4 protein-coding genes and 2 pseudogenes are annotated in these 26,853 nt (G+C 64.4%); all 6 read left to right on the top strand.

Annotated elements, in window-relative coordinates; genetic code table 11:
* Positions 1–751: pseudogene (locus AC5Y49_RS18700) on the top strand (hypothetical protein); the annotation flags it as partial.
* A 354-nt stretch (positions 752–1,105) separates the two neighbouring features.
* Positions 1,106–1,273 (top strand): annotated as a pseudogene (locus AC5Y49_RS18695) (MbtH family NRPS accessory protein); the annotation flags it as partial.
* A 50-nt stretch (positions 1,274–1,323) separates the two neighbouring features.
* On the top strand, positions 1,324–5,889 hold the full coding sequence (locus AC5Y49_RS18690; protein WP_499889687.1) for an amino acid adenylation domain-containing protein: 4,566 nt from the start codon (positions 1,324–1,326) through the stop codon (positions 5,887–5,889).
* Positions 5,876–24,724 (top strand): non-ribosomal peptide synthase/polyketide synthase, encoded by an 18,849-nt coding sequence (locus AC5Y49_RS18685; protein ID WP_499889685.1) that lies wholly within the window; start codon positions 5,876–5,878, stop codon positions 24,722–24,724. The genes AC5Y49_RS18690 and AC5Y49_RS18685 overlap by 14 nt, the downstream gene beginning before the upstream one ends.
* Positions 24,725–24,936: 212 nt before the next feature.
* Positions 24,937–26,334 (top strand): hypothetical protein, encoded by a 1,398-nt coding sequence (locus AC5Y49_RS18680; protein ID WP_499889684.1) that lies wholly within the window; start codon positions 24,937–24,939, stop codon positions 26,332–26,334.
* A 292-nt stretch (positions 26,335–26,626) separates the two neighbouring features.
* Positions 26,627–26,851 carry an MbtH family protein gene (locus tag AC5Y49_RS18675; protein WP_499889682.1) on the top strand — a complete coding sequence of 75 codons (225 nt, stop codon included), beginning with the start codon at positions 26,627–26,629 and terminating at the stop codon, positions 26,849–26,851.
* The last annotated feature ends 2 nt before the right edge of the window (positions 26,852–26,853 follow it).

The following is a 26,853-nucleotide window of genomic DNA, read 5'->3' as shown; positions in this document are numbered from 1 at the left end:
CGGTGCACAAGCTGCCATCCCGCTGCCTACCACGCCACTGACCCCGCCCGCCGGAGCAGACGAACCCGTAGCGCTGGCAACGACGACGATCTTCGTCGATGCCGACGAGTGGGAGGCCCGTGCACATTCACTCGGGGGAACCAGCAATGCGCTGCTTGTGGGGTTGGCGGCGCGCGTTGCCCAACGACTGGGACGGGTCAGCGCAGACGGCTCGGTCATCGCGAGGGTGCCGGTCAACGAGCGCGTCGTCGGTGATACTCGCGCCAACGCAGTCAGCGATATCGCGGTCACGGTCGACCCTGTCATCGCGACGACAGACCTGCGTGAGATCCGGGCCGCTGTCAAACAAGCACTGATGGGTCAGCGCGAGCTGCGCGATGAAGAGCGGGCCGCGATGTCTATCGTTCCCCTGTTGGCCCTGGTGCCTAAGCGGTTCCTCCTCAACGCCGGCGGCGGCGCGGCTGCAGCAGGCGTCACCTCATCCAACCTCGGTGTGGTTCAACCGGCCGCAAGCCGACCAGATGGCACGGATGCCGACTACTTCGCGATGAGGCTTCTCAACTCGGATGTACCCAAGGCGATGATGCACCGGTTCGGTGGACGGCTGTTCTTGCTCTCCGGGAGAGCGCGTGGACAGGTCTCTATCTCGGTGACTGGTTATCAGCCCGGTCGCCCCAACTCGAAAGAGGCCTTGCGTCGCGATCTGGTCAGCGTCTTGGACGAATTCTCGCTCACCGGCACACACCACTAAACGCCTGGCCTCGGTGCCCGATTCACCAAGTTCAGAGCCCGGATCGGGGGAGGCGGGCTATGGAGTGGTGTAGGGTCGCGACGCCCACGAGCGCCGAGAAGTTGAACGTCCTCGGCACAGTGCTTGCTCAGCGGCCGAGTCCATGAATCCAAACGTATTGCCGCAGTTCACCGGAAAGTCACCGCTGGTAGAACCCGTGCTTGCAAGATACCCGCGGATCATGTGGCATTATGGACTTCGTCGAAACCCGGACAAGCCCGATGGTCTTGCACTACCGTATAGTTTAACTCATGTCGAACAGAAGGGTGCAGTGGCCCGGGGAGCGTCAGTCGCTGCGATCGCGACGGCAGCTCGTTGGCCTTGGGCATCGACGTGCAGCAACCCAGCCGGTGGCTGATTTTCGCCGATGTTCGGGCCGGTTGGCGGACGGTTCACGGGGAGGCGGACCGCGCTGCGTGTTTGGACCGGATCGAATGGAACTTGACTGATATTCGCCGAAGAATTGGGCGAGAGGCTACGGCTGCCCGGAATTCTGAGAATTGTGGGTTAAACCACATGCTTTTGGGGGAGTTATGGAACCTGACGACGGTGCACTTCCGCTGACGCGTGGTCAGCTGGATATTTGGCTTGCCGAGGAAACGGGTCTTGTTGGTGCCAAGTGGCAACTGGGCGTGTTTGTCCGAATCGCGGGACCGATTGACCCTGACTTATTGGAGGCGGCGATCCGCGAGGCGGTGCACGAGGCCGACCCGCTGAGAGCCACTTTTTACGAGGTAGGCGGCCAGGTTTTCCAAAAGGTCGTCGAGCATCCGGATGTTAAACTTGCTCGCTACGATGTCACGGATTCTCAGAATCCTGCCTGGGACGCCTATCAGTTAGCGTCGTCGATTCAGCAAACGCTGATGCCGCTCAATGGCACGCTGTTCAAATTTGCGTTGATGCAAACGCGGGCGGACGAGTTTTATTTGTTCGTCTGCTGCCACCATATCGTGGTAGACGGGGTCGGCCTCGCTCTCGTTTTACATCGGGTTGCAGCTGTTTACAATGCACTTGCTTCGGGCGCGGCGATCCCGCCGGGGTTCTTTGGGTCACTGAATGAGCTGGTTGCCTGTGAGTCCGAATACGAAGCGTCCAGCGACTATCTCGATGATCAGGCATTTTGGTCACGTAAGCTCGCGCCGGAAGGCGACACCGCATCTAGGCTGGGACGTAACGGCGGGGGACGTAATCAGGCCGAGTCTTCGGCGCCGATTCAATTGGACCCGTCTGCCGTCGCCGGCATAGACGGGTTGTCAAAGGCGTTGGGGATGCGTCGCTCGTCGGTGATTACTGCGGCGTGTGCGCTGCTGGTGCGTGGGAGCGAGTCCGAGGGTTCGGACGTGGTGTTCGATTTTCCGGTCAGCAGGCGTGTGCGTCCCGAGGTAAAGCTGGTGCCCGGAATGATTTCCGGGGTAGTCCCCCTGGTATTGAAACCCTCGCCGAATGCTACGGTTGCTGACTTTTGTGGACATGTCGATACCCAAATCCGCGAAACGCTGCAGCATCAACGGTTCCCTACGCGTGCCATCGAGAACACCACGCGTTTCCCTGGTGGCGTTGGGCAGACATCGAATCGGGTAGCGGTTAACTTTATTCCGACTACGCACATGACGGATCTTGCTGGTTCTGCGGTAACGGCGACCCTGACGCATGATGGTCTAGGCGAGCAGTTCAGGCTCGTTTTCTTTAGAGACGACGATCAGCTATTTCTCAGCACACCCGGCGCTGGACAATTATTCGCGGATTGTGATCTTCGCGATTTGGTGACGCGACTAGAGCGGGTGTTGGTGGGGATGGCCAACGACCCAAACCGGTTGCTGTCATCTATCGATGTGCTGGATGCCGGTGAGCACACCCGCTTGGATGAGGTCGGTAACCGGGCCGCCTTGATGGCGAGCGCCTCGCCGTCCGCGTCGATTCCGATGTTGTTCGCCGCGCAAGTGGCCCGCGCCCCGGAAGCGGTGGCGCTGGTGTGTGGGGAGCGTTCCTGGACATACCGCGAGCTGGATGAGGCTGCGAACCGGTTGGCGCAGCTATTGGCCGCTCAGGGCGTAGACGCGGATAAGCGTGTGGCGCTGCTGCTTTCGCGCTCCGCTGAGGCGATCGTTTCGATTTTGGCGGTTTTGAAGACCGGGGCGGCTTATTTGCCGATCGACCCAGCTGTGCCGGCCGCGCGGATGGAGTTCATGATTGCCGACGCCGCGCCTATCGCGGCGATCACCACCGCGGGCCTGCGGTCCCGGCTCGATGGCTCCGATCTGCTGGTCATCGATGTCGACGACCCCCAAATCCAGACGTACCCGTGCACACCATTGCCGGCGCCCACGGCCGACGACGTTGCCTACCTGATCTACACGTCGGGCACCACCGGCGTGCCCAAGGGGGTGGCCGTCACCCACCGCAACGTCACGCAGCTAATGGAGTCGCTCGACGCCCACCTCGAGTTGGCGGGTCAGGTGTGGTCGCAGTGGCATTCGTTGGCGTTCGACGTCTCGGTGTGTGAGATCTGGGGTGCGCTGCTGCACGGCGGGCGGCTGGTGGTGGTTTCCGAGCCGGTGGCGCGCTCACCGGAAGATTTCCATGCGTTGCTGAGTACGGAACAGGTCACTGTCCTCAGCCAAACACCGTCGGCGTTCTATGCGCTGCAAACCGCCGATGCGCTCGCTCCTGAGCTGCGCGATCAGCTCAAGCTTGAAACCGTGCTGTTCGCCGGTGAAGCGCTGGAACCCGAACGTCTCGGGACGTGGTTGGACAATCACCCAGGGCTGCCGCGCCTGATCAACATGTATGGCACCACCGAAACCACGGTGCATGCCTCGTTCCGGGAAATCCTCCACAGCGATGTCGGCAACGATGCCAGCCCCATCGGGGTGCCGTTGGCGCATCTTGCCTTTTTTGTGCTCGACAGCTGGTTGCGTCCGGTACCCGCGGGTGTGGTCGGAGAGTTGTATGTGGCGGGTTCCGGCGCGGGATATGGCTATGTGCACCGGGCTGGGTTGACGTCGTCGCGGTTTGTGGCCTGCCCATACGGGGGTCCGGGGACGCGGATGTACCGCACCGGAGATTTGGTGTGTTGGGGCGCGGACGGGCAGCTGGACTATCTGGGCCGCGCCGATGAGCAGGTCAAGATCCGCGGCTATCGCATCGAGCTTGGTGAGGTGCGAGCGGCCCTGGCCGACCTGGACGGGGTGGAGCAGGCGGTGGTGATCGCCCGCGAGGACCGCCCCGGCGACAAGCGCCTGGTGGGTTATGTCACCGGGACCGCCGATCCGGCAACAGCGCGACCGAAACTGGCCGACCGGCTGCCGGCGTACATGGTGCCGGCTGCGGTGGTGGCGCTCGACGCGATGCCGCTGACCGTCAACGGCAAGCTCGATAAAAGGGCGCTGCCGGCTCCGGAGTATCAGGACGTCGATCGTTACCGCGCCCCGGACAGCGCGGTCGAGGAGATCCTGGCTGGCATCTACGCGCAAGTGCTCGGTGTGGAACGGGTGGGGATCGATGACTCGTTCTTCGAGCTGGGCGGGGACAGCATTCTGTCGATGCAGGTCGTGGCACGGGCTCGGCTCGCAGGATTGGTGTGCCGACCACGCGATATTTTCGTCGAGCAAACGGTGGCCGGGCTGGCCCGGGTGGCCCGGGTGGCTGACGGTGCATCTGGTGCGGTCGATGAGGGTATCGGGCCGGTGGTAGCCACCCCGATCATCCGGTGGCTGGAAAGTGTCGACGGTCCGGTTGATCAGTTCAATCAGACGGTGGTAGTGCAGGTCCCGACGGGGGTGACCGAGGCCGACGTGGAGGTGGTGCTGCAGGCGTTGATCGACCGCCACGCGATGCTGCGGTTGCGCGTCGATGACGACGGCGCTGGGGGTTGGTCGTTACAGGTGCCCGAAGTGGGATCGGTGGATGTCGGCGGTTGCCTGCGATCGGTGGACGTGTTGAGCGACGAGGCGCTGGTAAAGGCGCGGTCACTGTTGAATCCGTCCGCAGGGGTGATGCTGAGCGCGTTATGGGCCGGCTCGAGTGCGCAGTTGGCGCTGACCATACATCACCTAGCTGTTGATGGGGTGTCGTGGCGAATTGTGTTGGAAGACCTCAACATTGCCTGGGCCCAGCATCACAGTGGGCAGCCCGTGGAATTGCCGAGCGGTGGGACATCATTTGCCCGGTGGTCGTCGGTATTGGCTGAGTACGCGCGCACCCCGGCGGTGCTGAAGCAGGCCGATGCCTGGCGGCAGATAGCGTCGGCGCCTGCGGTGTTGCCGGCGGTGCGACCCGAGGTGGATACCTTCGCCACGGCCGGGCACTTTTCGATGGATCTGGATGTCGAGACCACCCAGGTGCTGCTTGGTGAGGTACCGGCAGCGTTTCATGCCGGGGTGCACGACATCTTGTTGATCGGATTCGCGTTGGCGTTGGCGGAGTTTTTCGGCACGGCCAACGCGCCGATCGGCATCGACGTCGAAGGCCATGGGCGCGACGAGGAGTTGGCCGCTGACGTGGACCTGACCCGCACCGTGGGATGGTTCACCACCAAATTCCCGGTGTCGTTGGCCGTCGCTGGACTGAATTGGGCGCAGGTAAAAAGCGGCGAGGCCACGCTGGGAGCGTTGGTCAAGGACGCTAAAGAACAGCTTCGGGCACTCCCCGACGGATTGAACTACGGTGTGCTGCGCTATTTGAGCCCCGAGGTGGACTTGGCGGTGCCCGAGCCGACGGTGGGATTCAACTATCTGGGTCGTCTGGGCACAGCGGGGGCCGAGAACTCCGGTGATCTTTGGCGGATCAGCCCGGAAAGCCTGTCGTTGGCCGCGGCTGCCGCGGCGGTCCCCATGCCGCTGATGCACACTGTGGACCTCAACGCCGCCACCGTCGACACTGACGCCGGGCCGCAGCTGCAGGCCAATTGGACCTGGGCGCCGTCGGTGCTGAATCACTCGCAGGTCAGCCGGCTTGGCCGGTTGTGGTTTGAGGCCCTTGCCGGTATCTGCGCGCATGTGCGCGGTGGCGGGGGTGGGCTGACGCCCTCTGATCTCGCGCTTGTCGGGCTGAGCCAGGAGCAGATCGACGAGCTCCAGCGTCAATATGCGGATCGCTGACGTCTTACCGCTGACCCCCCTGCAGCAGGGCCTGCTCTTTCACGCCGGCACCGCGCAGGGTAGCGGCGACGATCTGTATGCGGTGCAGCTCGATATCACCGTAAGCGGTCCGCTCGATCAGCACCGGCTGCATGAGGCGGTGCAGACGGTGGTCAACCGCCATCCCAACCTGGTGGCCCGGTTCTGGGAACGGTTCGGCGAGCCGGTGCAGATCATCCCCGCCGATCCGGCGGCGGCGTGGCGGTATGTCGACGCCGACCCGGACGTCGATGTCGAGGGCCAGATCCAGCAGGTGTGCGCTGCCGAGCGCGCGGCGGTCTTCGACCTGGCCGGACAGCCGGCCTGTCGGGCAGCGTTGATCCGCACCGCACCAGACCAGCATCGGTTTGTGCTGACCATCCACCACATCGTGGTGGATGGTTGGTCGCTGCCAATCCTGCTGGGGGAAATTTTTGCCAGCTACACCGGGCAGTGGTTGCCTGCCGCCGCGCCGTATCGCCGTTTTGTCGGCTGGCTGGCCGGCCGGGATCGCGACGCCGCCGGTGCGGCGTGGCGTGAGGTGTTGGCCGGGTTTGACACCCCCACGCTGGTCGGGCCGCCGGATCGGTTGGGCCTCGGGCAACGCGGTGTTGCATCGTTTCGAGTGTCTGAGCAGACCACCCACGCGGTCAGCGAGCTGGCCCGCTCACAGCAGACCACCGTCAACACCGTGCTGCAGGGTGGTTGGGCGTTACTGCTGAGCTCGTTGACCGGGCAACATGATGTCGCATTCGGTGTCACGGTCTCGGGACGGCCCGACGAGGTGCCCGGCGCCGACTCGATGGTGGGCCTGTTGATCAACACAGTGCCGGTGCGGGCCACCATCACCGCGACAACCACCACCGCAGAGTTGCTCAACCAACTGCAAAGCGCTTACAACCACACCCTCGAGCACCAGCACTTGGCGCTTAGCGAGATCCACCGCATCGCGGGCCAAGAACGCCTCTTCGACACCCTTTTCGCGTTCGAGAACTATCCCCTCGACACCGATGCATTGTCGGACGTCGACGGGCTGGCTATCACCAAGTTCAGCAACCGCGAATACAACCACTACCCGCTTGCAGTGCAGGCGCTTCCCGGCAACGAACTGGGCTTGCGCATCGAATTCGACACCGACGTGTTCGACGCGGATCGCGTCGCGGCGCTGTTTGAGCGCCTGCAGCGGGTGTTGGTGGCGATGACCGCCGACCCCACCCGGCGACTGTCGTCGGTGGATGTGCTGGATGCCGGTGAGCATGCCCGGCTGGATAGGTGGGCCAACCGGGCGGTGTTGACGGCGCCGGCCGGGCCCGCGGTGTCGATTCCGGTGCTGTTTAGCGAGCAGGTGGCGCTTGCTCCCGAGGTGGTGGCGCTGTCCTTCAACGGCCGGTCGATGACCTACCGGGAGTTGGAGGAAGCGGCCAACCGGTTGGCGCACCTGTTGGTCGACCAGGGTGTGGGTCCGGGGCAGTGCGTGGCGTTGCTGTTTTCCCGGTCGGTTGAGGCGATCGTGTCGATTTTGGCGGTACTCAAGACCGGCGCGGCGTATTTGCCGATCGATCCGGTGGTGCCGACGGCGCGGGTGGAGTTCATGATCGGTGATGCCGCGCCGGTGGCGGCGATCACCACAGCCGAATTGGCCGATCGGCTCGACGGGCATGATCTGCCGGTCATCGATATCGATGACCCTGAAATCGATACCTATCCATGCACTGCGTTGCCGGCGCCGGCGGCCGATGACATCGCGTACCTGATCTACACGTCGGGCACGACCGGCGTGCCCAAGGGCGTGGCCATCACCCACCACAACGTCATCGAGCTGCTGACGGCCGCCGGCGATTGCCTGGAACTGGCAGGCCATGTGTGGTCGCAGTGGCATTCGCTGGCGTTCGACGTCTCGGTGTGGGAGATCTGGGGTGCGCTGCTGCACGGTGGGCGCTTGGTAGTGGTCCCCGAGTCGGTGTCGCGTTCGCCAGAAGAATTCCATGCCCTGCTGATCAGCGAGCAAGTCAGTGTGCTGAGCCAGACTCCGTCGGCTTTTTATGCGTTGCAGACCGCCGCTGCGTTGACCCCCAAGTTGGACGATCAGCTCAAACTCGAGACGGTGGTGTTCGCGGGTGAAGCGCTGGAGCCGCCCCGTCTTCGGACGTGGTTGGATTACCACCCGGGTCTGCCCCAGCTGATCAATATGTATGGCACTACCGAAACGACCGTGCATGCTTCGTTTCGGGAGATCGTCGATGATGACGCCGACAGCAATGCCAGCCCCATTGGAGGCCCGCTGGCCCATCTCGCCTTTCTGGTGCTGGATCGCTGGTTGCGGCCGGCGCCCACCGGGGTGGTCGGAGAGTTGTATGTGGCGGGTTCCGGCGCGGGATATGGGTATGTGCGCCGGGCTGGGTTGACGTCGTCGCGGTTTGTGGCCTGCCCATTCGGCGGTTCTGGAACCCGGATGTATCGCACCGGCGATTTGGTGTGTTGGGGCGCGGGCGGGCAGCTGGATTATCTCGGCCGGGCTGATGACCAGGTCAAGATCCGTGGCTACCGCATCGAACTTGGTGAAGTGCGGGCGGCGCTGGCCGGGGTCGATGGGGTGCAGCAGGCCGTGGTTGTCGCCCGTGAGGATCGCCCGGGTGACAAGCGCCTGGTCGGTTATGTCACTGGGACCGCCGATCCGGCATCCGCGCGCGCCGCGCTGGCTGAACGCCTGCCGGCCTACATGGTGCCGACGGCGGTGGTGGCGCTGGATGCGCTGCCGCTGACGGTCAACGGCAAGCTCGACAAGAGGGCGCTGCCGGCACCCGAGTATCAGGATGTCGATCATTACCGCGCCGCCAGCGACCCGGTCGAGGAGATTCTTACCGGCATCTACGCCCAAGTCCTCGGACTCGAGCGCGTCGGCGTCGACGACTCCTTCTTCGAACTTGGCGGAGATTCGTTGTCGGCGATGCGGGTAATCGCTGCAGTCAACAAGTCATTGGACGCCGCCCTATCGGTGCGGATCTTGTTCGAGTCGCCTGCGGTTGCCCAATTGGCGTCGCGGTTGGGTGCTGTCGGACGTGGCTTGGAGCCGTTGGTGGCGGGCGAGCGGCCGGCGGTGGTTCCATTGTCGTTTGCCCAGAACCGGTTGTGGTTCTTGGACCAGTTGCAAGGTCCGTCGCCGATTTACAACATGGCGGTGGCGTTGCGGCTGTGTGGTCACCTGGATGCCGAGGCGCTGGGTGCGGCGCTGGGCGATGTAGTGGCCCGTCATGAGAGCCTGCGCACATTGTTTGCCGCCCCGGACGGCGTGCCCCAGCAGTTGGTCGTTTCCGCCGAAAGCGCTGAGTTGGCTTGGGACGTAGTCGATGCCAGCGGTTGGCCGGCAAGCCGGCTGGAGGAGTCCATCGGCGCCGCCACACGTCACCCCTTTGATTTATCGGCTGAGATCCCGCTGCGCGCAACTCTTTTCACTCTCGGTACAGACGAGCATGTGCTGGTGGGGGTGGTGCACCATATCGCTGCCGACGGCTGGTCAATCGCCCCGCTGGTGACTGACTTGGGGGTGGCTTATGCCAGCCGGTGTGCCGGGCAGGCTCCGGATTGGGCGCCGTTGCCGGTGCAGTATGTCGATTACACGCTGTGGCAACGCGCTCAGTTCGGAGATCTCGACGACAGCGAGAGCTTGATCGCCTCCCAATTGGCCTACTGGGAAGGCGCTTTGGCCGGGATACCGGAGCGGTTGGAGCTGCCGACTGACCGGCCCTACCCGCCGACTGCCGACTACCGTGGCGCCACCGTAACGGTGGACTGGCCGGTCGAGTTGCAGCAGCGGGTGCGCAAAGTAGCCAGTGAGCACAATGCGACCACTTTTATGGTGGTGCAAGCCGCCCTGGCCGTGCTGTTGTCGAAGATCAGCGCGAGTTCTGATGTGGCGGTGGGGTTCCCAATCGCCGGTCGCCGCGATCCTGCACTCGATGAGTTGGTGGGTTCGTTCATCAACACCTTGGTGCTGCGAGTCGATGTGGCCGGTGACCCCACCGTGGCGGACTTGCTGGAACAGGTGCGCTCGCGCAGCCTGGCGGCCTATGAGCACCAGGACGTGCCCTTCGAGGCACTCGTCGAGCGGCTCAACCCAACCCGAAGCCGCGCCCATCACCCGCTGGTCCAGGTGTTGTTGGCCTGGCAGAACAATCGGCCCGCGACGCTGAGTTTGGGTGATCTGCAGGTCACCCCGCTGCCGGTGGACACCCACACCGCCCGCATGGATCTGGCGTTCTCGTTGTCGGAGTGTTTCACCGAGGACGGCGACCTTGCCGGCATCGGCGGAGCGGTGGAGTTTCGCACCGACGTGTTCGACGCGGGCAGCATCGAAGCGCTGATTGAGCGGTTGGAGCGGGTGCTGGTGGCGATGACCGCCGACCCGGCCCGACGGGTGTCATCGGTGGATCTGGTCGATGCGGACGAGCAGGCTCGTCTGGATCGGTGGGGCAACCGAGCCGTGTTGACGCAGCCGGAGACGCCGTCGGAGTCGATTCCCGCTTTGTTCGCCGCGCAGGTGGCCCGTGCCCCGGAGGCAGTGGCACTGGTGTGCGGCGACAATTCGTGGACGTATCGCGACCTCGACGAAGCCTCGAATCGGTTGGCGCACTTGTTGGTTGACCGCGGGGCGGGTCCGGGGCAATGTGTGGCGTTGCTCTTGGAACGTTCGGCTGAGGCAGTAGCGGCGATCCTGGCGGTACTCAAGACCGGGGCAGCGTATCTGCCGATCGACCCAGGGCACCCTGACGCGCGGATCGGGTTCATGGTGGCTGATGCCGCGCCGTTCGCCGCGATCACCGCAGCTGATCTGGCCGGGCGCTTCGACGGGCATGACTTATTGATCCTCGACGTCGCCGACCCCGCACTGGACAGCCAACCTTCGACCGCATTGGCGGCACCCGGCGCCGACGACATCGCGTATCTGATTTACACCTCGGGCACCACCGGAACGCCCAAGGGCGTGGCGGTCACTCATCGCAACGTGACCCAGCTGGTGGTGTCGCCGGATGTCGGCCTGCCGCACGCGGGGGTGCGGCCGCAGTATCACACCTTGGCCTTCGACACCTCGGTGTGGGAGATCTTCAGTTCCCTGTTGCAGGGCGGACGGCTGGTGGTGGCGCCCGATCCAGTAGCGCGCTCGCCGGAAGATTTGCATGCCTTGCTGGTTAGCGAACAGGTCAACGTGTTCGTCCAGACGCCATCGGCGGTGGCGGCGTTATCGCCGCAGGGGTTGGAGTCGGCGATGTTGATCGTCGCCGGTGAGCCCTGTCCGGCCGAGGTGGTGGATCGGTGGGCGACCGGACGGGTGATGCTCAACGCTTACGGCCCCACCGAGACCGCGATGGTGGTGACGATCAGTGCGCCGTTGATACCGGGGTCGGGGGTTGTGCCGATCGGTTCACCGGTGCCCGGGGCGGCATTATTTGTGCTGGATAAGTGGTTGCGTCCGGTGCCGGCGGGTGTAGTCGGTGAGTTGTATGCGGCCGGTCGAGGCATCGCGTGTGGATATTGGCGTCGGCCCGGGTTGACCGGGTCGCGGTTTGTGGCGTGTCCGTTCGGGGATTTTGGGGCCCGGATGTATCGCACCGGCGACTTGGTCCGGTGGGGTCCCGATGGGCAGCTGCAGTATCTCGGCCGTGCCGATGACCAGGTCAAGATCCGCGGCTATCGCATCGAGTTGGGTGAGGTGCAGGCAGCGCTTGCCGCACTCGACGGTGTGGAGCAGGCGGCGGTGGTTGCCCGCGAGGACCGCCCCGGCGATAAGCGCCTCGTCGGCTATGTCACCGAATCGGTGAACGGATCGGTGGATTCGGCCACCGCCCGTGCTGTGCTGGCTGAGGGGTTGCCGGCGTTTATGGTGCCTGCGGCGGTGGTGGTGCTGGATGCGTTGCCGATGACGGTCAACGGCAAACTCGATACCCGCGCCCTGCCGACGCCCGAGTACACCGCTGGTGAGTATCGCGCCCCGGCCAACGCGGTTGAGGAGATCCTGGCCGGTATCTATGCCCAAGTGCTGGGGGTGGCGCGGGTCGGGGTCGACGACTCGTTCTTCGATTTGGGTGGGGATTCGTTGTCGGCGATGCGGGTGGTCGCGGCGATCAATAAGGCTTTGGATGCTCGCGTTGCGGTGCGCTTGTTGTTCGAGGCGCCCACGGTTGGGCTGTTGGCGCCGCGGCTGGGTGCTGGTGGGGATGTGTTGGCGCCGTTGGTGGCTGGCGATCGACCGCCGGTGGTGCCGTTGTCGTTTGCCCAGAACCGGTTGTGGTTCATTGATCAGTTGCAGGGTCCTTCACCGGTTTACAACATGGCGGTGGCGTTGCGGCTGGGCGGGCGTCTGGATACCGCGGCATTGGGCGCAGCGCTGGGCGATGTGGTGGGCCGGCATGAGAGCTTGCGCACGGTGTTCGCCGCGGCGGATGGTGTTCCGCAGCAGGTGGTGGTTCCTGTTGAGCGCGCCGAGTTGGGCTGGGACGTCGTTGATGCCAGCGGTTGGTCGGCTAGCGGTCTGCAGGAGGCGGTCGAGGAGACGACAAGTCACTGCTTTGATCTGGCGAGCGAGATCCCGTTGCGGGCACGGCTTTTCCGGGTTGGTGAGGATGAGCATGTGCTGGTGGCGGTGGTGCACCACATCGCTGCCGACGGTTGGTCGATCACCCCGCTGGTGGCTGATTTGGGTGTGGCATATGTCGCCCGCTGTGCCGGCGAGGCTCCGGGTTGGGCGCCGTTGGCGGTGCAGTATGTCGATTACACGTTGTGGCAGCGCGCGCAGTTCGGTGAGCTCGACGACAGTGAGAGCCTGATCGCCTCTCAGTTGGCCTATTGGGAAAGCGCGTTAGCTGGGATGCCCGAGCGTGTGGAGCTTCCCACTGATCGGCCCTATCCATTGGTGGCTGATTTCCGTGGGGCCAGTGTGGCGGTGGACTGGCCGGGCGAGTTGCAGCAGCAGGTTGCCCGGGTGGCTCGTGAGCACAATGCGACCAGTTTCATGGTGGTGCAGGCTGCGCTGGCGGTGTTGTTGGCGAAGTTGAGTACCAATTCTGATGTGGCGGTGGGCTTCCCGATTGCAGGGCGGCGTGACCCGGTCCTGGATGAGTTGGTGGGCTTTTTCGTCAACACGTTGGTGTTGCGGGTCGACTTAGCCGGTGATCCGACCGTAGCTGAGGTGTTGGCGCAGGTGCGCGCGCGCAGCCTGGCGGCCTATGAGCACCAGGATGTGCCGTTCGAGGTACTGGTTGAGCGGCTCAACCCGACCCGAAGCCGCGCCCACCATCCGCTGGTGCAGGTGTTGTTGGCTTGGCAGAACTTCGCCGGGGATCCCGTCGCCGGGTTGGGGCTGGGTGAGCTGGAGCTGACCCCGCTGCCGGTGGACACCCGCACTGCCCGCACGGATTTGACCTTCTCCCTGACTGAACGCTGGGCCGACAACGGCGCGCCCGCCGGCATCGGCGGGACGGTGGAATTCCGCACCGACGTGTTCGATGCGGTCAGCATCGAGACGCTGATCGAGCGGTTGCGGCGAGTGTTGATGGCGATGACCGCCGATCCGGCTCGGCGGGTCTCGTCGGTCGATGTGCTCGACGCCCCTGAACATGTCCGCCTCGACGAGATCGGCAACCGAGCGGCATTGAGCTCGCCGGCCCCGACTGGGGAGTCGATTCCGGGGTTGTTCGCCGCGCAGGTGGCGCGCACACCGGAGGCCGTGGCGTTGACCTTTGATGGTCAGCCAATGAGCTACCGCGAGCTCGATGAGGCCGCGAACCGGTTGGCGCACTTGCTGGTTGGCCACGGCGCCGGCCCGGGGCAGTGCGTTGCACTGCTGATGCAGCGATCGGCTGAAGCGGTCGTGGCGATGCTGGCGGTGCTCAAAAGCGGCGCGGCGTATTTGGCCATCGACCCAGGCCATCCCGATGCGCGCATCGAGTTCATGGTGGCCGATGCCGCGCCGATCGCCGCGCTCACCACCGCTGGATTGGCCGGTCGGCTAGACGGCCATCAGGTGGCGGTCATCGATATCGACGCCCCCATTGTCGACAGCCAACCGCGCACTGCCCTGCCGGTGCCGAAGCCTGACGACATCGCGTATCTGATTTACACCTCGGGCACCACCGGATTGCCCAAGGGAGTGGCGATCCCGCACCGCAACGTGGTCGGACTGCTGGAGACGTTAGATGCTGAGCTGGAACTGTCGTCGGGACAGGTGTGGTCGCAATGCCATTCGTTGGCCTTCGACTTCTCGGTGTGGGAGATCTGGGGCGCGTTGTTGCGGGGTGGGCGACTGGTAGTGGTGCCCGACCCGGTGGTCCGTTCGCCCCAAGATCTGCATGCGTTGCTGGCCACCGAACAGGTCAGTGTGTTGAGTCAGACTCCCTCGGCCTTTTATGCGCTGCAGACTGCTGACGCGCTCGCCCCCGAGTTGGGATCTCAGCTGAAGTTGGAGACGGTGGTCTTCGGCGGGGAAGCGCTCGAACCGCAACGCCTTGGGGGATGGCTGGATCGTCATCCGGGGTTGCCGCGGTTGATCAATATGTATGGCATCACCGAGACCACGGTGCATGCCTCGTTCCGCGAGATCGTCGGTAGTGACGTCGATTGCAGCACCAGTCCTATTGGCGGGCCGTTGGCGCATCTGGGCTTTTTCGTTCTCGACGGGTGGTTGCATCCGGTGCCCGCCGGGGTGGTGGCGGAGTTGTATGTGGCTGGCGCCGGTCTGGCGTATGGGTATGTGCGCCGGCCGGGGTTGACGTCGTCGCGGTTTGTGGCATGTCCTTTCGGGGCGCCGGGAACACGGATGTATCGCACCGGGGATTTGGTGCGCTGGGGCCCCGATGGGCAACTGGAATATCTCGGCCGCGCGGATGAGCAGGTCAAGATTCGTGGGTATCGCATCGAGTTGGGGGAGATCCAGGCCGCGCTCGCCGCACTCGACGGCGTGGAACAGGCGGTGGTGATCGCCCGCGAGGACCACCCCGGCGACAAACGCCTGGTCGGCTATGTCACCGGCACCGCCGACCTAGCCGTCGCACATAGCGCCCTGGTGCAACGGCTGCCGAGCTATATGGTGCCCGCCGCGGTGGTGCAACTTGATGCGCTGCCGCTGACGGTCAACGGCAAACTCGATACCCGGGCGCTGCCCGCACCCGAATATCAGCATGCAGATCAGTACCGTGCCCCGTCCGATCCGGTCGAGGAGATCCTGGCCGGCATCTTCGCCGAAGTCCTCGGGCTTGAGCGCGTCGGCGTCGACGACTCGTTCTTCGAACTTGGCGGAGATTCGTTGTCGGCGATGCGGGTGATCGCTGCGGTCAACAAATCTTTGGATGCCGGTGTCGCCGTACGGGTGCTGTTTGAGGCACCCACGGTTGCGCAGCTGACGCCCCGGCTGGGCACTGGCGGACGTGGCTTGGAGCCGCTGGTGGCTGGCGATCGTCCTGCGGTGGTTCCGTTGTCGTTTGCCCAGAACCGGTTGTGGTTCTTGGATCAATTGCAGGGACCGTCACCGATTTACAACATGGCGGTGGCGTTGCGGCTGTGTGGGCGCTTGGACGGCGAGGCGTTGGGTGCAGCGCTGGCCGATGTGGTGTCCCGTCATGAAAGCCTGCGGACGGTGTTCGCCGCGGCGGATGGCGTACCGCGCCAAGTGGTGATTCCGGCTGATCGCGCTGAGTTGGGTTGGGACATTGTTGATGCCAGCGGTTGGCCGGCTAGCCGATTGCAGGAGACCATCGAAGAAACGGCCCGGCACAGTTTCGATTTGACGAGCGAGATCCCCTTGCGGGCACGGCTTTTCCGCGTTACTCAGGATGAGCATGTGCTGGTGGCGGTGGTCCACCATATCGCTGCCGACGGCTGGTCAGTGGCTCCGCTGGTAACGGATTTGGGTGTGGCTTACGCCAGCCGGTGTGCCGGTGGGGCTCCGCAGTGGGCGCCGTTGGCGGTGCAGTACGTCGATTACACATTGTGGCAGCGCGCGCAGTTCGGTGACTTAGATGACAGCGAGAGCCCGATTGCCTCCCAGTTGACCTACTGGGAGAATGCGCTGGCCGGGATGCCGGAGCGACTGCAACTACCCACTGATCGGCCCTATCCGCCGGTTGCCGACTATCGTGGCGCCACTGTGGCCGTGGACTGGTCGGCCGAGCTGCAACAGCGGGTGTGCAAAGCGGCCGGTGAGCACAATGCGACCAGTTTCATGGTGGTGCAAGCTGCGCTGGCGGTGTTGTTGGCCAAGTTGAGCGCCAATTCCGATGTGGCGGTGGGCTTCCCGATCGCGGGGCGCCGCGATCCTGCGCTTGATGAGTTGGTGGGCTTTTTCGTCAACACCTTGGTGTTGCGGGTCGATGTGGCCGGTGACCCCACGGTGGCGGAGGTGCTGGCGCAGGTGCGCTCGCGCAGCCTGGCCGCCTACGAGCATCAGGATGTGCCGTTTGAGGTGCTGGTAGAACGGCTCAACCCGACCCGAAGCCGGGCCCATCACCCCCTGGTCCAAGTGGGGTTGGCGTGGCAGAACAATCAGCCGGCCATGTTGAGTTTGGGTGATCTAGAGGCCAGTCCGCTGCCGGTGGACACCCACACGGCGCGAATGGATTTAACGTTCTCGTTGGCTGAACACTGGACTGAGGCCGGCGAGCCAGCCGGGATCGGCGGGGCGGTGGAGTTTCGCACCGATGTGTTCGACCCGGCCAGCATCGAGGTCTTGATCCAGCGGTTCGAGCGAGTGTTGGCGGCGCTGACCGCTGATCCGACGCGGCGGTTGTCATCTATGGATCTGCTCGATGGTGCTGAGCAGAACCGACTGGACCAGTGGGGCAACCGGGCGGTATTGACGCAGCCGGAGGTGACGTCGGTATCGATTCCGGTGTCCTTTGCTGCGCAGGTGGAGAGCGTCCCAGATGCGGTGGCGATCAGCGACGGGGAGCGGTCGTGGACCTACCGCGAGCTCGATGACGCCACTAATCGGTTGGCGCGCAAGCTGATTGCCCACAGTGTGGGCCCGGGGCAGTGCGTGGCGCTGTTGTTGGAGCGATCGGCCGAGGCCGTGGTGGGGATCTTGGCGGTGCTCAAGGCCGGGGCGGCGTATCTGCCGCTCGACCCGGGGCATCCCGACGCGCGGATCGAGTACATGCTCACTGACGCTGGGCCGGTCGCAGCGATCACCAGCGCTGAGCTGGCCGATCGGCTGGATGGGTTCGACGGGGCGGTCATCGACGTCAACGAAACCGCCGTGGGCACCGAGCCCAGCACCGCGTTGCCGACGCCGAGCGCAGACGATATCGCGTACCTGATCTACACCTCGGGAACCACCGGCGTGCCAAAGGGGGTGGCGGTTACTCACGGCAACGTGACCCAGCTGCTGGCGTCGCCGGATGTCGGCCTACCCCGCGAGGGGGTGCGGCCGCAGTATCACACCTTGGCCTTCGACACTTCGGTGTGGGAGATGTTGGGGGCGCTGCTGCAGGGTGGACGACTGGTGATGGTGCCCGACTCGGTGGCACGCTCGCCCGAGGACTTGCACACCTTGCTGGTTAGCCAAGACGTCAGCGTGTTCGCCCAGACGCCTTCTGCGGTGGCTATGTTATCGCCGCAGGGTTTGGAGGCGGCGACGTTGATCGTGGCCGGTGAGCCCTGTCCGGCGGAGATAGTGGACCGGTGGGCGGCGCCCGGGCGGGTGATGGTCAACGCCTACGGCCCCACCGAGACGGCGATGGTAGTGACGGTTAGTGCGCCTTTGACGCCGGGGACCGGGGGGGTGCCGATCGGTTCGCCGGTGCCCGGAGCGGCGTTGTTCGTGTTGGATAATTGGCTGCGACCGGTACCGACCGGGGTAGTCGGGGAGCTGTATGTGGCTGGCCGCGGCGTCGCGTGCGGATATCGGCATCGCGCTGGATTGACCGGATCGCGGTTTGTGGCGTGTCCATTCGGCGGTTCTGGAACACGCATGTATCGCACCGGCGATTTGGTGTATTGGGGACCCGATGGGCAGTTGCGGTACTTAGGGCGTGCGGATGAGCAGGTCAAGATTCGCGGCTATCGCATCGAATTGGGCGAGATTCAGTCCATCCTGGACGGACTGGACGGGGTGGATCAAGCGGTGGTGGTTACCCGCGAGGAGCGGCCCGGCGATAAACGCCTGGTCGGGTATGTGACCGGAAGCGCAGATCCCGACATCGCACGCGCTCAGCTGGCCGATCGGCTCCCGCCGTATATGGTGCCGACCGCGGTGGTGGTGCTCGAGGCACTGCCGCTCACTCCGAACGGCAAACTGGATACCCGCGCATTGCCGGCACCGGAGTACCAGGATGCTGATCGTTACCGCGCTCCGGCCAGCCCGGTTGAAGAGGTATTGGCTGGTATTTATTCGAGGGTCTTGGGTGTAGAGCGGGTTGGGGTCGACGACTCATTTTTCGACTTGGGCGGGGATTCGTTGTCGGCGATGCGAGTGGTTGCCGCGATCAATACCGCGTTGGATGCCGGCGTTGCGGTGCGCGTGCTGTTCGAAGCACCCACCGTTGCCCAACTGGCGCCGCGGCTGGCTGCTGGCGGACGTGGCTTGGAGCCGTTGGTGGCGGGTGAGCGGCCTGCGGTGGTGCCGTTGTCATTTGCCCAGAACCGGTTGTGGTTCTTGGACCAGTTGCAGGGTCCCTCACCGATTTACAACTTGGCGGTGGCGTTGCGACTGGGCGGGCGCCTGGATACCGCGGCACTGGGTGCCGCACTGAGCGACGTGGTGGCGCGCCATGAAAGCTTGCGCACGGTGTTCGCCGCTGCTGATGGTGTCCCGCAACAGGTGGTTGTCCCGATTGAGCGCGCTGAGTTGGGTTGGGACATCGTTGATGCCAGCGGTTGGCCGGCAAGCCGGCTGCAGGAAGCCGTCGAAGAAACGGCGCGTCGGTCGTTCGATCTAGCGAGCGACCTTCCCTTGCGGGCACGACTTTTCCGTGTTGCCGAGGATGAACATGTGTTGGTGGCGGTGGTGCACCATATCGCTGCTGATGGTGTCTCCATGAGACCGTTGGTGGCTGATCTGGGTGTGGCCTATGCCAGCCGATGTGCCGGACAAGCTCCAAGTTGGGTGCCGTTGGCGGTGCAATACGTGGATTACACGCTATGGCAGCGCGCGCAATTCGGTGACCTGGCGGATCGCCACAGTCGTATCGCCTCCCAGTTGGACTTCTGGCAGAAGACTTTGGCCGGGATGCCCGAGCGCCTGGCGTTGCCCACCGACCGGCCCTATCCGCCGGTGGCTGATTATCGGGGTGCCAGTGTGGCAGTGCAGTGGCCGGCCGAGTTGCAGCAGCGGGTACGGGCGCTGGCCGGCGAGCACAACGCGACCAGCTTCATGGTGCTGCAGGCCGCGCTCGCGGTGTTGCTGGCCAAACTAAGCGCCAGTTCCGATGTGGCGGTGGGGTTCCCGATCGCGGGACGACGTGACCCGGTCCTGGATGAGTTGGTCGGCTTTTTCGTCAACACCTTGGTGTTGCGCGTCGATGTGGCCGGTGATCCCACCGTGTCGGAGTTGTTGGCGCAGGTGCGCTCGCGCAGCCTGGCCGCCTACGAGCATCAAGATGTGCCCTTCGAGGTGCTCGTCGAGCGGCTCAACCCGACCCGGTCGTTGACTTATCACCCGCTGGTGCAAGTGGTGCTGGCCTGGCAGAACTTCGCCGGGGATCCCGTCACCGGGCTAGGGTTGGGTGATCTGGAGCTGACCCCGCTGCCGGTGGACACCCACACCGCCCGAATGGATTTGACGTTCTCGCTCGCGGAACGTTTCACCGAGGACGGGGAGCTTGCCGGGATCGGTGGCACGGTGGAATTCCGCACCGATGTGTTCGACACTGCCAGCATCGACGCACTCGTTGAGCGCTTGCAGCGAGTGTTGATGGCGCTGACCGCCGACCCGACTCGGCGGGTGTCGTCGATCGATGTGCTCGATGCCGGTGAGCACGCCCGCCTCGATGAGGTCGGCAACCGCGCGGTACTGAGCTTGCCGGCCCAGGCTGGGGAGTCGATTCCCGCTGTGTTCGCCGCGCAGGCGGCGCGTACACCGGAGGCGGTGGCCTTGACCTTTGATGGCCGCTCGATGAGCTACCGGGAGCTTGACGAGGCGTCGAATCGATTGGCGCACTTGTTGATTGAGCACGATGCTGGTGCGGGGCAGTGTGTGGCGCTGCTGATGGAGCGATCCGCCGAAGCGATTGTGGCGATGCTGGCGGTCCTGAAGACGGGGGCAGCGTATCTGGCGGTCGACCCCGGCCATCCCGATGCCCGGATCGGGTTCGTGGTGGCCGATGCTGCGCCGATCGCCGCGCTCACTACCACCGATCTGGCCAAACGGCTCGATGGTCATGATCTGCTGATCGTCGATATCGACGACCCACGCATCGATTCCTATCCGTGTATTGGGTTGGCGGCTCCTGCGGCGGACGACATCGCATATTTGATTTACACCTCGGGTACCACCGGAATGCCCAAAGGCGTGGCGGTTGCTCATCGCAACGTGGTCGGGCTGCTGGACACGTTGGATGCTGACCTGGAGTTGTCGGCAGGGCAAGTCTGGACGCAGTGTCACTCGTTGGCGTTCGATTTCTCGGTCTGGGAGATCTTCGGCGCGCTGTTGCATGGGGGGCGGCTGGTAGTGGTGCCCGATGCGGTGGTGCGTTCGCCCGAAGAGTTGCATGCGTTGCTGGCCAGCGAGCAGGCCACTGTGCTGAGTCAGACGCCGGCAGCGTTTTATGCGCTGCAAACCGCCGATGCGCTGGCCCCCGAGTTAGGAGCTCAGCTCAAGCTGGAGACGGTGGTGTTCGGTGGGGAAGCGCTGGAACCGCAGCGCCTTGGCGGCTGGTTGGATCATCACCGGGGTTCGCCGCGGTTGATCAATATGTATGGCATCACCGAGACCACGGTGCACGCGTCGTTCCGCGAGATCGTCGAGGCGGATGTTGATCGCAGCGTCAGCCCGATCGGGGTGCCGTTGGCACACCTGGGCTTTTTCGTGCTCGACGGGTGGCTGCGCCCCGTGCCCGCCGGGGTGGTGGGGGAGTTGTATGTGGCCGGCGCCGGGCTGGCCTATGGGTATGTGCGCCGGTCGCCATTGACGTCGTCGCGGTTTGTGGCCTGTCCCTTCGGCGGGCCGGGGGCACGGATGTATCGCACCGGGGATCTGGTTCGTTGGGGCCCGGATGGGCAGTTGGAGTATCTGGGACGTGCTGATCAGCAGGTCAAGATTCGCGGTTATCGCATCGAGTTGGGGGAGATCCAGGCTGCGCTAGCCGGACTGGCTGGGGTCGAGCAGGCGGTGGTGGTTGCCCGCGAGGACCACCCCGGCGACAAGCGGCTGGTCGGTTATGTCACCGGTACCGCCGATCCGGGCGCCACGCGCACGAAGTTGGCTGAGCGGTTGCCGGCTTATATGGTGCCCGCCGCGGTGGTGGTGCTGGAGGCGCTGCCGTTAACGGTCAACGGCAAGCTTGATATCCGGGCCCTGCCGGCACCGGGATATCAGGACATCGATCGCTACCGTGCCCCAAGCGATTCGGTCGAGGAGACGTTGGCCGGCATTTTCGCTGAGGTGCTCGGTGTGGAGCGGGTTGGGGTCGATGACTCGTTCTTCGAGTTGGGCGGCGATAGCATTTTGTCGATCCAGGTGGTGGCGCGGGCCCGGCTGGCGGGGCTGGTGTGTCGACCGCGAGATGTCTTCGTCGAGCAGACCGTGGCCCGGCTGGCCCGGGTGGCCCGAGTGGTCGGCGGGTCATCGGACGGCTCGGTTGATGAAGGGGTAGGACCAGTGGTGGCCACCCCGATCATGAGGTGGCTGCATAGCCTGGAGGGTCTGGTTGAGCAGTTCAACCAGACAGTGCCGCTGCAGGCACCGGCAGGAGTCACCGAGGCCGATGTAGTGGCGGTGCTGCAGGCGTTGCTGGATCGGCATGCCATGTTGCGGGCCCGGGTCGACGACGACGGTGCTGGCAATTGGGCACTGATGGTGCCCGAGGCGGGGTCGGTGGATGCGCGCGGATGCCTGCACACCGCGGAGGCGCTCTCTGATGAGGCGGTGGCGGCGGCGCGGTCCCGGTTGAACCCGGCCGCGGGGGTGATGCTGAGCGCGGTGTGGGCGGCCCCGGCGGGACAGTTGGTGGTGATCGTTCACCATTTGGCCGTTGATGGGGTGTCGTGGCGGATCCTGCTTGAAGACCTCAACATCGCCTGGGCCCAGCATCGTGCTCGGCAGAAGGTGGCGCTACCGGCTGGCGGGACGTCGTTTGCCCGGTGGGCGAAGCTGTTGGCTGCGCACGCGCACACAGCGGAAGTGGTGGATCAGGCCGAGGTTTGGCGACAGGTGGCAAGCACACCTGCGGTGTTGCCCGCGGTGCGCCCCGAGGTGGATACGCTTGCCACGGCCGGGCAGTTGTCCGTGGAACTGGATCCCGAAATCACCCGCATGCTGCTAGGTGAGGTTCCTGCGGCCTTCCATGCCGGGATACATGACATTTTGTTGATCGCGTTCGGTTTAGCGGTGGCGGAGTTTTTAGGGACGGGCAGCGCACCGGTCGGTATTGATGTCGAGGGTCATGGGCGGCACGAGGAGTTGGGCGCCGATGTGGACTTGTCACGGACCGTGGGGTGGTTTACCGCCAAGTATCCGGTGTCGTTGAGCATGGGTGGGTTGTCGTGGACGCAGGTGCTCGCCGGTGAAGCCGTGTTGGGGACGGTGATCAAAAACGCCAAGGAGCAACTTCGGGCGCTGCCGGACGGCCTGGGTTATGGGCTGTTGCGGTACTTGAACCCCGAGGTGGACCTGGGCGGGTCGGATCCGTCGATCGGATTCAATTATCTGGGCCGATTGGGTGCCCCGGCGGCCTATGCCTCAGGTGATGTGTGGCGGATCAGCCAAGAGGGCGGGTCGGTGACCGCCGCAGCCGCCGCAATCCCGATGGCGTTGGCCCACACCGTTGAACTCAACGCCGCCACCGTCGACACCGACACCGGCCCGCAGCTGCAAGCCAACTGGACCTGGGCGCCCTCGGCGTTAGAACAGGCGCAGGTCAGCCGGCTGGGCCGGTTGTGGTTCGAGGCGCTGGCCGGGATCTGTGCCCATGTGCGCGGGGGTGGGGGCGGGTTGACCCCCTCGGATATCGCCCCGGCCCGACTCAGCCAGCAGCAACTCGACGACCTTCAGCGCCGCTATGAAATTGCTGATGTGTTGCCGTTGACAGGCTTGCAGCAGGGGCTGCTTTTTCACGCCGGGATCGCCGACGGTAGCGGTGACGACGCGTATGCAGTGCAGATAGATATCACCGTGGCCGGTCCAATCGATCAGCATCGGCTGCATGAAGCGGTACACACGGTGGTCAACCGCCATCCCAATCTGGTAGCTCGATTCTTGTCAGGGTTCGGTGAGCCGGTGCAGGTCATCCTGGCCGATCCGGTGGCGGGGTGGCGCTATGTCGACCTCGCCACCAGCGAGGTCGATGTCGAGGAGCGGATTCAGCAGGTCTGCGCTGAGGAACGCGCGGCGGTCTTTGACCTTGCCCAACAGCCGGCGTTTCGGGCGGCTTTGATTCGCACTGCAGAAGATCGGCACCGCTTGGTGTTGACCAATCACCACATCGTGTTCGATGGCTGGTCGGTGCCAATCCTGCTGGGTGAGATTTTTGCCAGCTACAACGGGGCGCGGCTGCCCGCGCCTGTGCCGTATCGCCGGTTTTTCAGCTGGCTCGCCGATCGAGAGCGTGCTGCCGCGCTGTCGGCGTGGAATCAGGTGTTGGCCGGGTTCGAGACCCCCACTCTGGTCAGGCCGGTGGATCGGCTGGGGCTCGGGCCGCGCAGTACGGCATCGTTTCGGGTGTCTGAGCAGACCACCCGCGCGGTTGGCGAACTGGCGCGCTTACAGCAAACCACCGTCAACACCGTGCTGCAGGCGGCGTGGGCGCACATCCTGCGCGGCTTGACCGGTCATGACGAGGTGGCCTTCGGCGCTGTGGTCTCGGGGCGGCCAGCCGAAGTGCCCGGCGCGGACTCGATGGTGGGGCTATTGATCAACACGGTGCCGGTACGGGCGACCATCACCGCACAGACCACCACCGCGGCCCTGCTGCAGCAATTGCAAAGCGCCCACAACCACACACTCGACCACCAGCACCTGGCGCTAAGCGACATCCACCGTCTCACCGGCCACAAGCAACTGTTCGACACCGTTTTCGTCTACGAGAACTACCCGACCGACACCGACGCGTTGTCCGGCACCCACCGATTGGAGATCGTCGAGTTCCGCGACTACTACCACTACCCGCTGGCCGTCCAAGCCGTGCCGGGCCCCGAATTGAACCTTCGCGTTCAGTTCCGCACCGACGTATTCGACACCGCCAGCATCGACACCCTCGTCGAGCGGTTCCAGCAGGTGCTGGTGACCATGACCGCCGACCCCACCCGGCCGCTGTCGTCGAGGGAACCATTTGACGGCGGTGCGCGCATCCGGTTGGAGGGGCGGAACAACGAGGCGGAGTCGACTCCCCAAAACCCCCACGCCGACAACGGTCTCGGCGCCCCGGCCAGCCTGGTCGAGCAGATCCTTATCGACATCTACGCCCAAGTACTAGGAGTAGACCACGTCGGGGTCCACGAGTCGTTCTTCGACCTGGGCGGAGACTCGCTTTCGGCGATGCACGCGATCAACGCGATCAACGCGACTCTTGATACCCAGTTGGGAGTGCGCATCCTCTTCGACGCACCATCAGTGAGAAACCTCAGCCAACAACTTGACATCCATGCCAGCTCGGCAAGACAAGTCCCCGACCGATGAGCCACGTCCAACCGGCCCAACAGCGAGCATGTGGCCGGCGGATCAAGATAAGGATGAGGCGGATAAGCGCCGGATTGAGCGCCATCAGCAGCGGCGCCCGTGGACCGCGACATCAGCCCCAAAGCTTCGTGTGGCCACTGTAGTGGCCTGATCGTTTTTGGATTGGTGTCGATTTTCGGTTGGAAACGCCCTCTCGGGCATACCGTACGAAAATGGACAACTTGCTCGACCTGGAGGACCAGGCCGCGTTTGGCATCGCCTTGGTGTCAGGAGTCACTACCGATCTGCAGTGTGTCTGGGTGTACAACCGTCCGGTCGACATCGAGGGTCTGCGGCAGTTCCACGCTCATCTTCAGCGGGGACGGTTGTCCCGCGGCATCAAACGATCACCATTGCGGTTTGGCCGCCACCGCTGGGTATCGGCCGATCGTTTCTCGGACATGGAGATCGCGGCGCCGGGACCCCGGGCAGCGTTCGACGCCTGGCTTCACGAGCAGGCCAGCACACCGCTGGATTGCGAGCAGGGACCTGGATGGCACCTTGCGGTGATGGCGTTCACCGACGGGGGTGCGGGGGTCAGTTTGGTTGTCTCGCATAGTCTCACCGACGGCGTCGGGCTGGCCGAGGCGCTGACGGACGCTGCGTTGGGACGCCAGGATCCGATCAGCTGGCCGGCTTCCGGGTCGCGTCGGCGGTGGCAGGCATTGCGTCAAGACGCCCGCCAAAGTGGGCGCGACATCCGCGCTGTCGGCCCCGGCATGGCCGCCGCATCACGGTTGACGCGGCAAGGCAGGGATGTTGCCAAAGCTGCCGCTCCACAGGCTGCCAAGCCGCTTAAGCCGCCCGCCGGCACCGATAAATTCATCAGTCTGCCGACGGCGACGATTTTCGTGGATGCCGACGAGTGGGAAGCTCGCGCACAGGCACTGGGCGGGACCAGCAACGCGCTGCTTGTGGGAGTGGCGGCCCGGCTGGCTCAGCGCGCCGGGCGAGTCACCGCAGACGGGTCGGTCGTCGTGAGAATGCCGTTCAGCGAGCGCGTCGCCGGTGATACCCGCGCCAACGCGGTCGGTGACGTCATCGTCATAGTGGACCCGGCACCTGCGACAACGGATCTGCGTCCGATCCGCGCCGCGGTCAAACAATCACTGTCGACTCACCTCGATATGCGCGATGACGAGCGGGCAGCGATGTCAATCATTCCCTTTTTGGCTCTGGTGCCTAAGCGGGTGCTCCTCAAGGTCGGCGGCGGCGCGGCTGGGGGTGGGGTGGCCTCATCCAATGTCGGCGTTGTCAACCCGGCCGCCGGTCGGGCCGATGGCACCGACGCCGACTACTTCGCGATGAAGCTGCTTCACTCGAACGTGCCCACGGCGATGATGTACCGCGGCGGCGGACGACTGTTTTTGCTTTCCGGAAAAGCGCAGGGACAGGTCTTTATCTCGCTGACGGCCTATCTGGCTGGTCGTCCCAACTCGAAAGATGGTTGGCGACAAGAACTTTTGAGCATCTTGGACGAATTCTCGCTCACCGGCACGCATCACGAAGCGCCTTTAAAGCATGCACCGGTGCAGGAATCACCCCGTCCCGTCCACGGCACAAGCGTTTGACGCGCTCTGCTGCGACTACGCGGATGAAGGCCTCCGCCGAGATGCCGCCCTGACCTCGTCGGGTGGCGATTCACCCAGCTCAAAGGCTCGCCGCCGGATGAGCCGCGGCATCGAGGTGGTGTCCGCAGCCTATCGCTGCAGGTCACAACACCAAAAATGACTACTGCGGACCCCTGCTAGGTGCGGGTTAGGTCACACTATGTACATTGTCCAAATTCCGGACAGGCCCTGTCTGCTGCATTAGCGTTTGGATCGGGTTTCACTTCGGTCGACTGATAGTAATGAGGAATCGGTGGGCGTTAATCCGTTCGACGACGGCAGCTTTTTCGTCTTGGTCAACGACGAGGAGCAACACAGCCTGTGGCCGGCGTTCGCCGACGTTCCAGCTGGCTGGCAGGTGGTGCACAGCGAAGCAGACCGCACTGCGTGTTCGGATTACATCGAACAGAATTGGATTGATATCCGGCCGAAGAGTCTGCGCAACAGACTGGCTGCGGACCGAGCGTCCGCGAAATAAAC

The sequence above is a fragment of the Mycobacterium sp. NGS62 genome (assembly GCF_059812285.1).
Note: the sequence above shows the minus strand (reverse complement) of the source record. Positions and strands in the feature narration are given on the sequence as shown.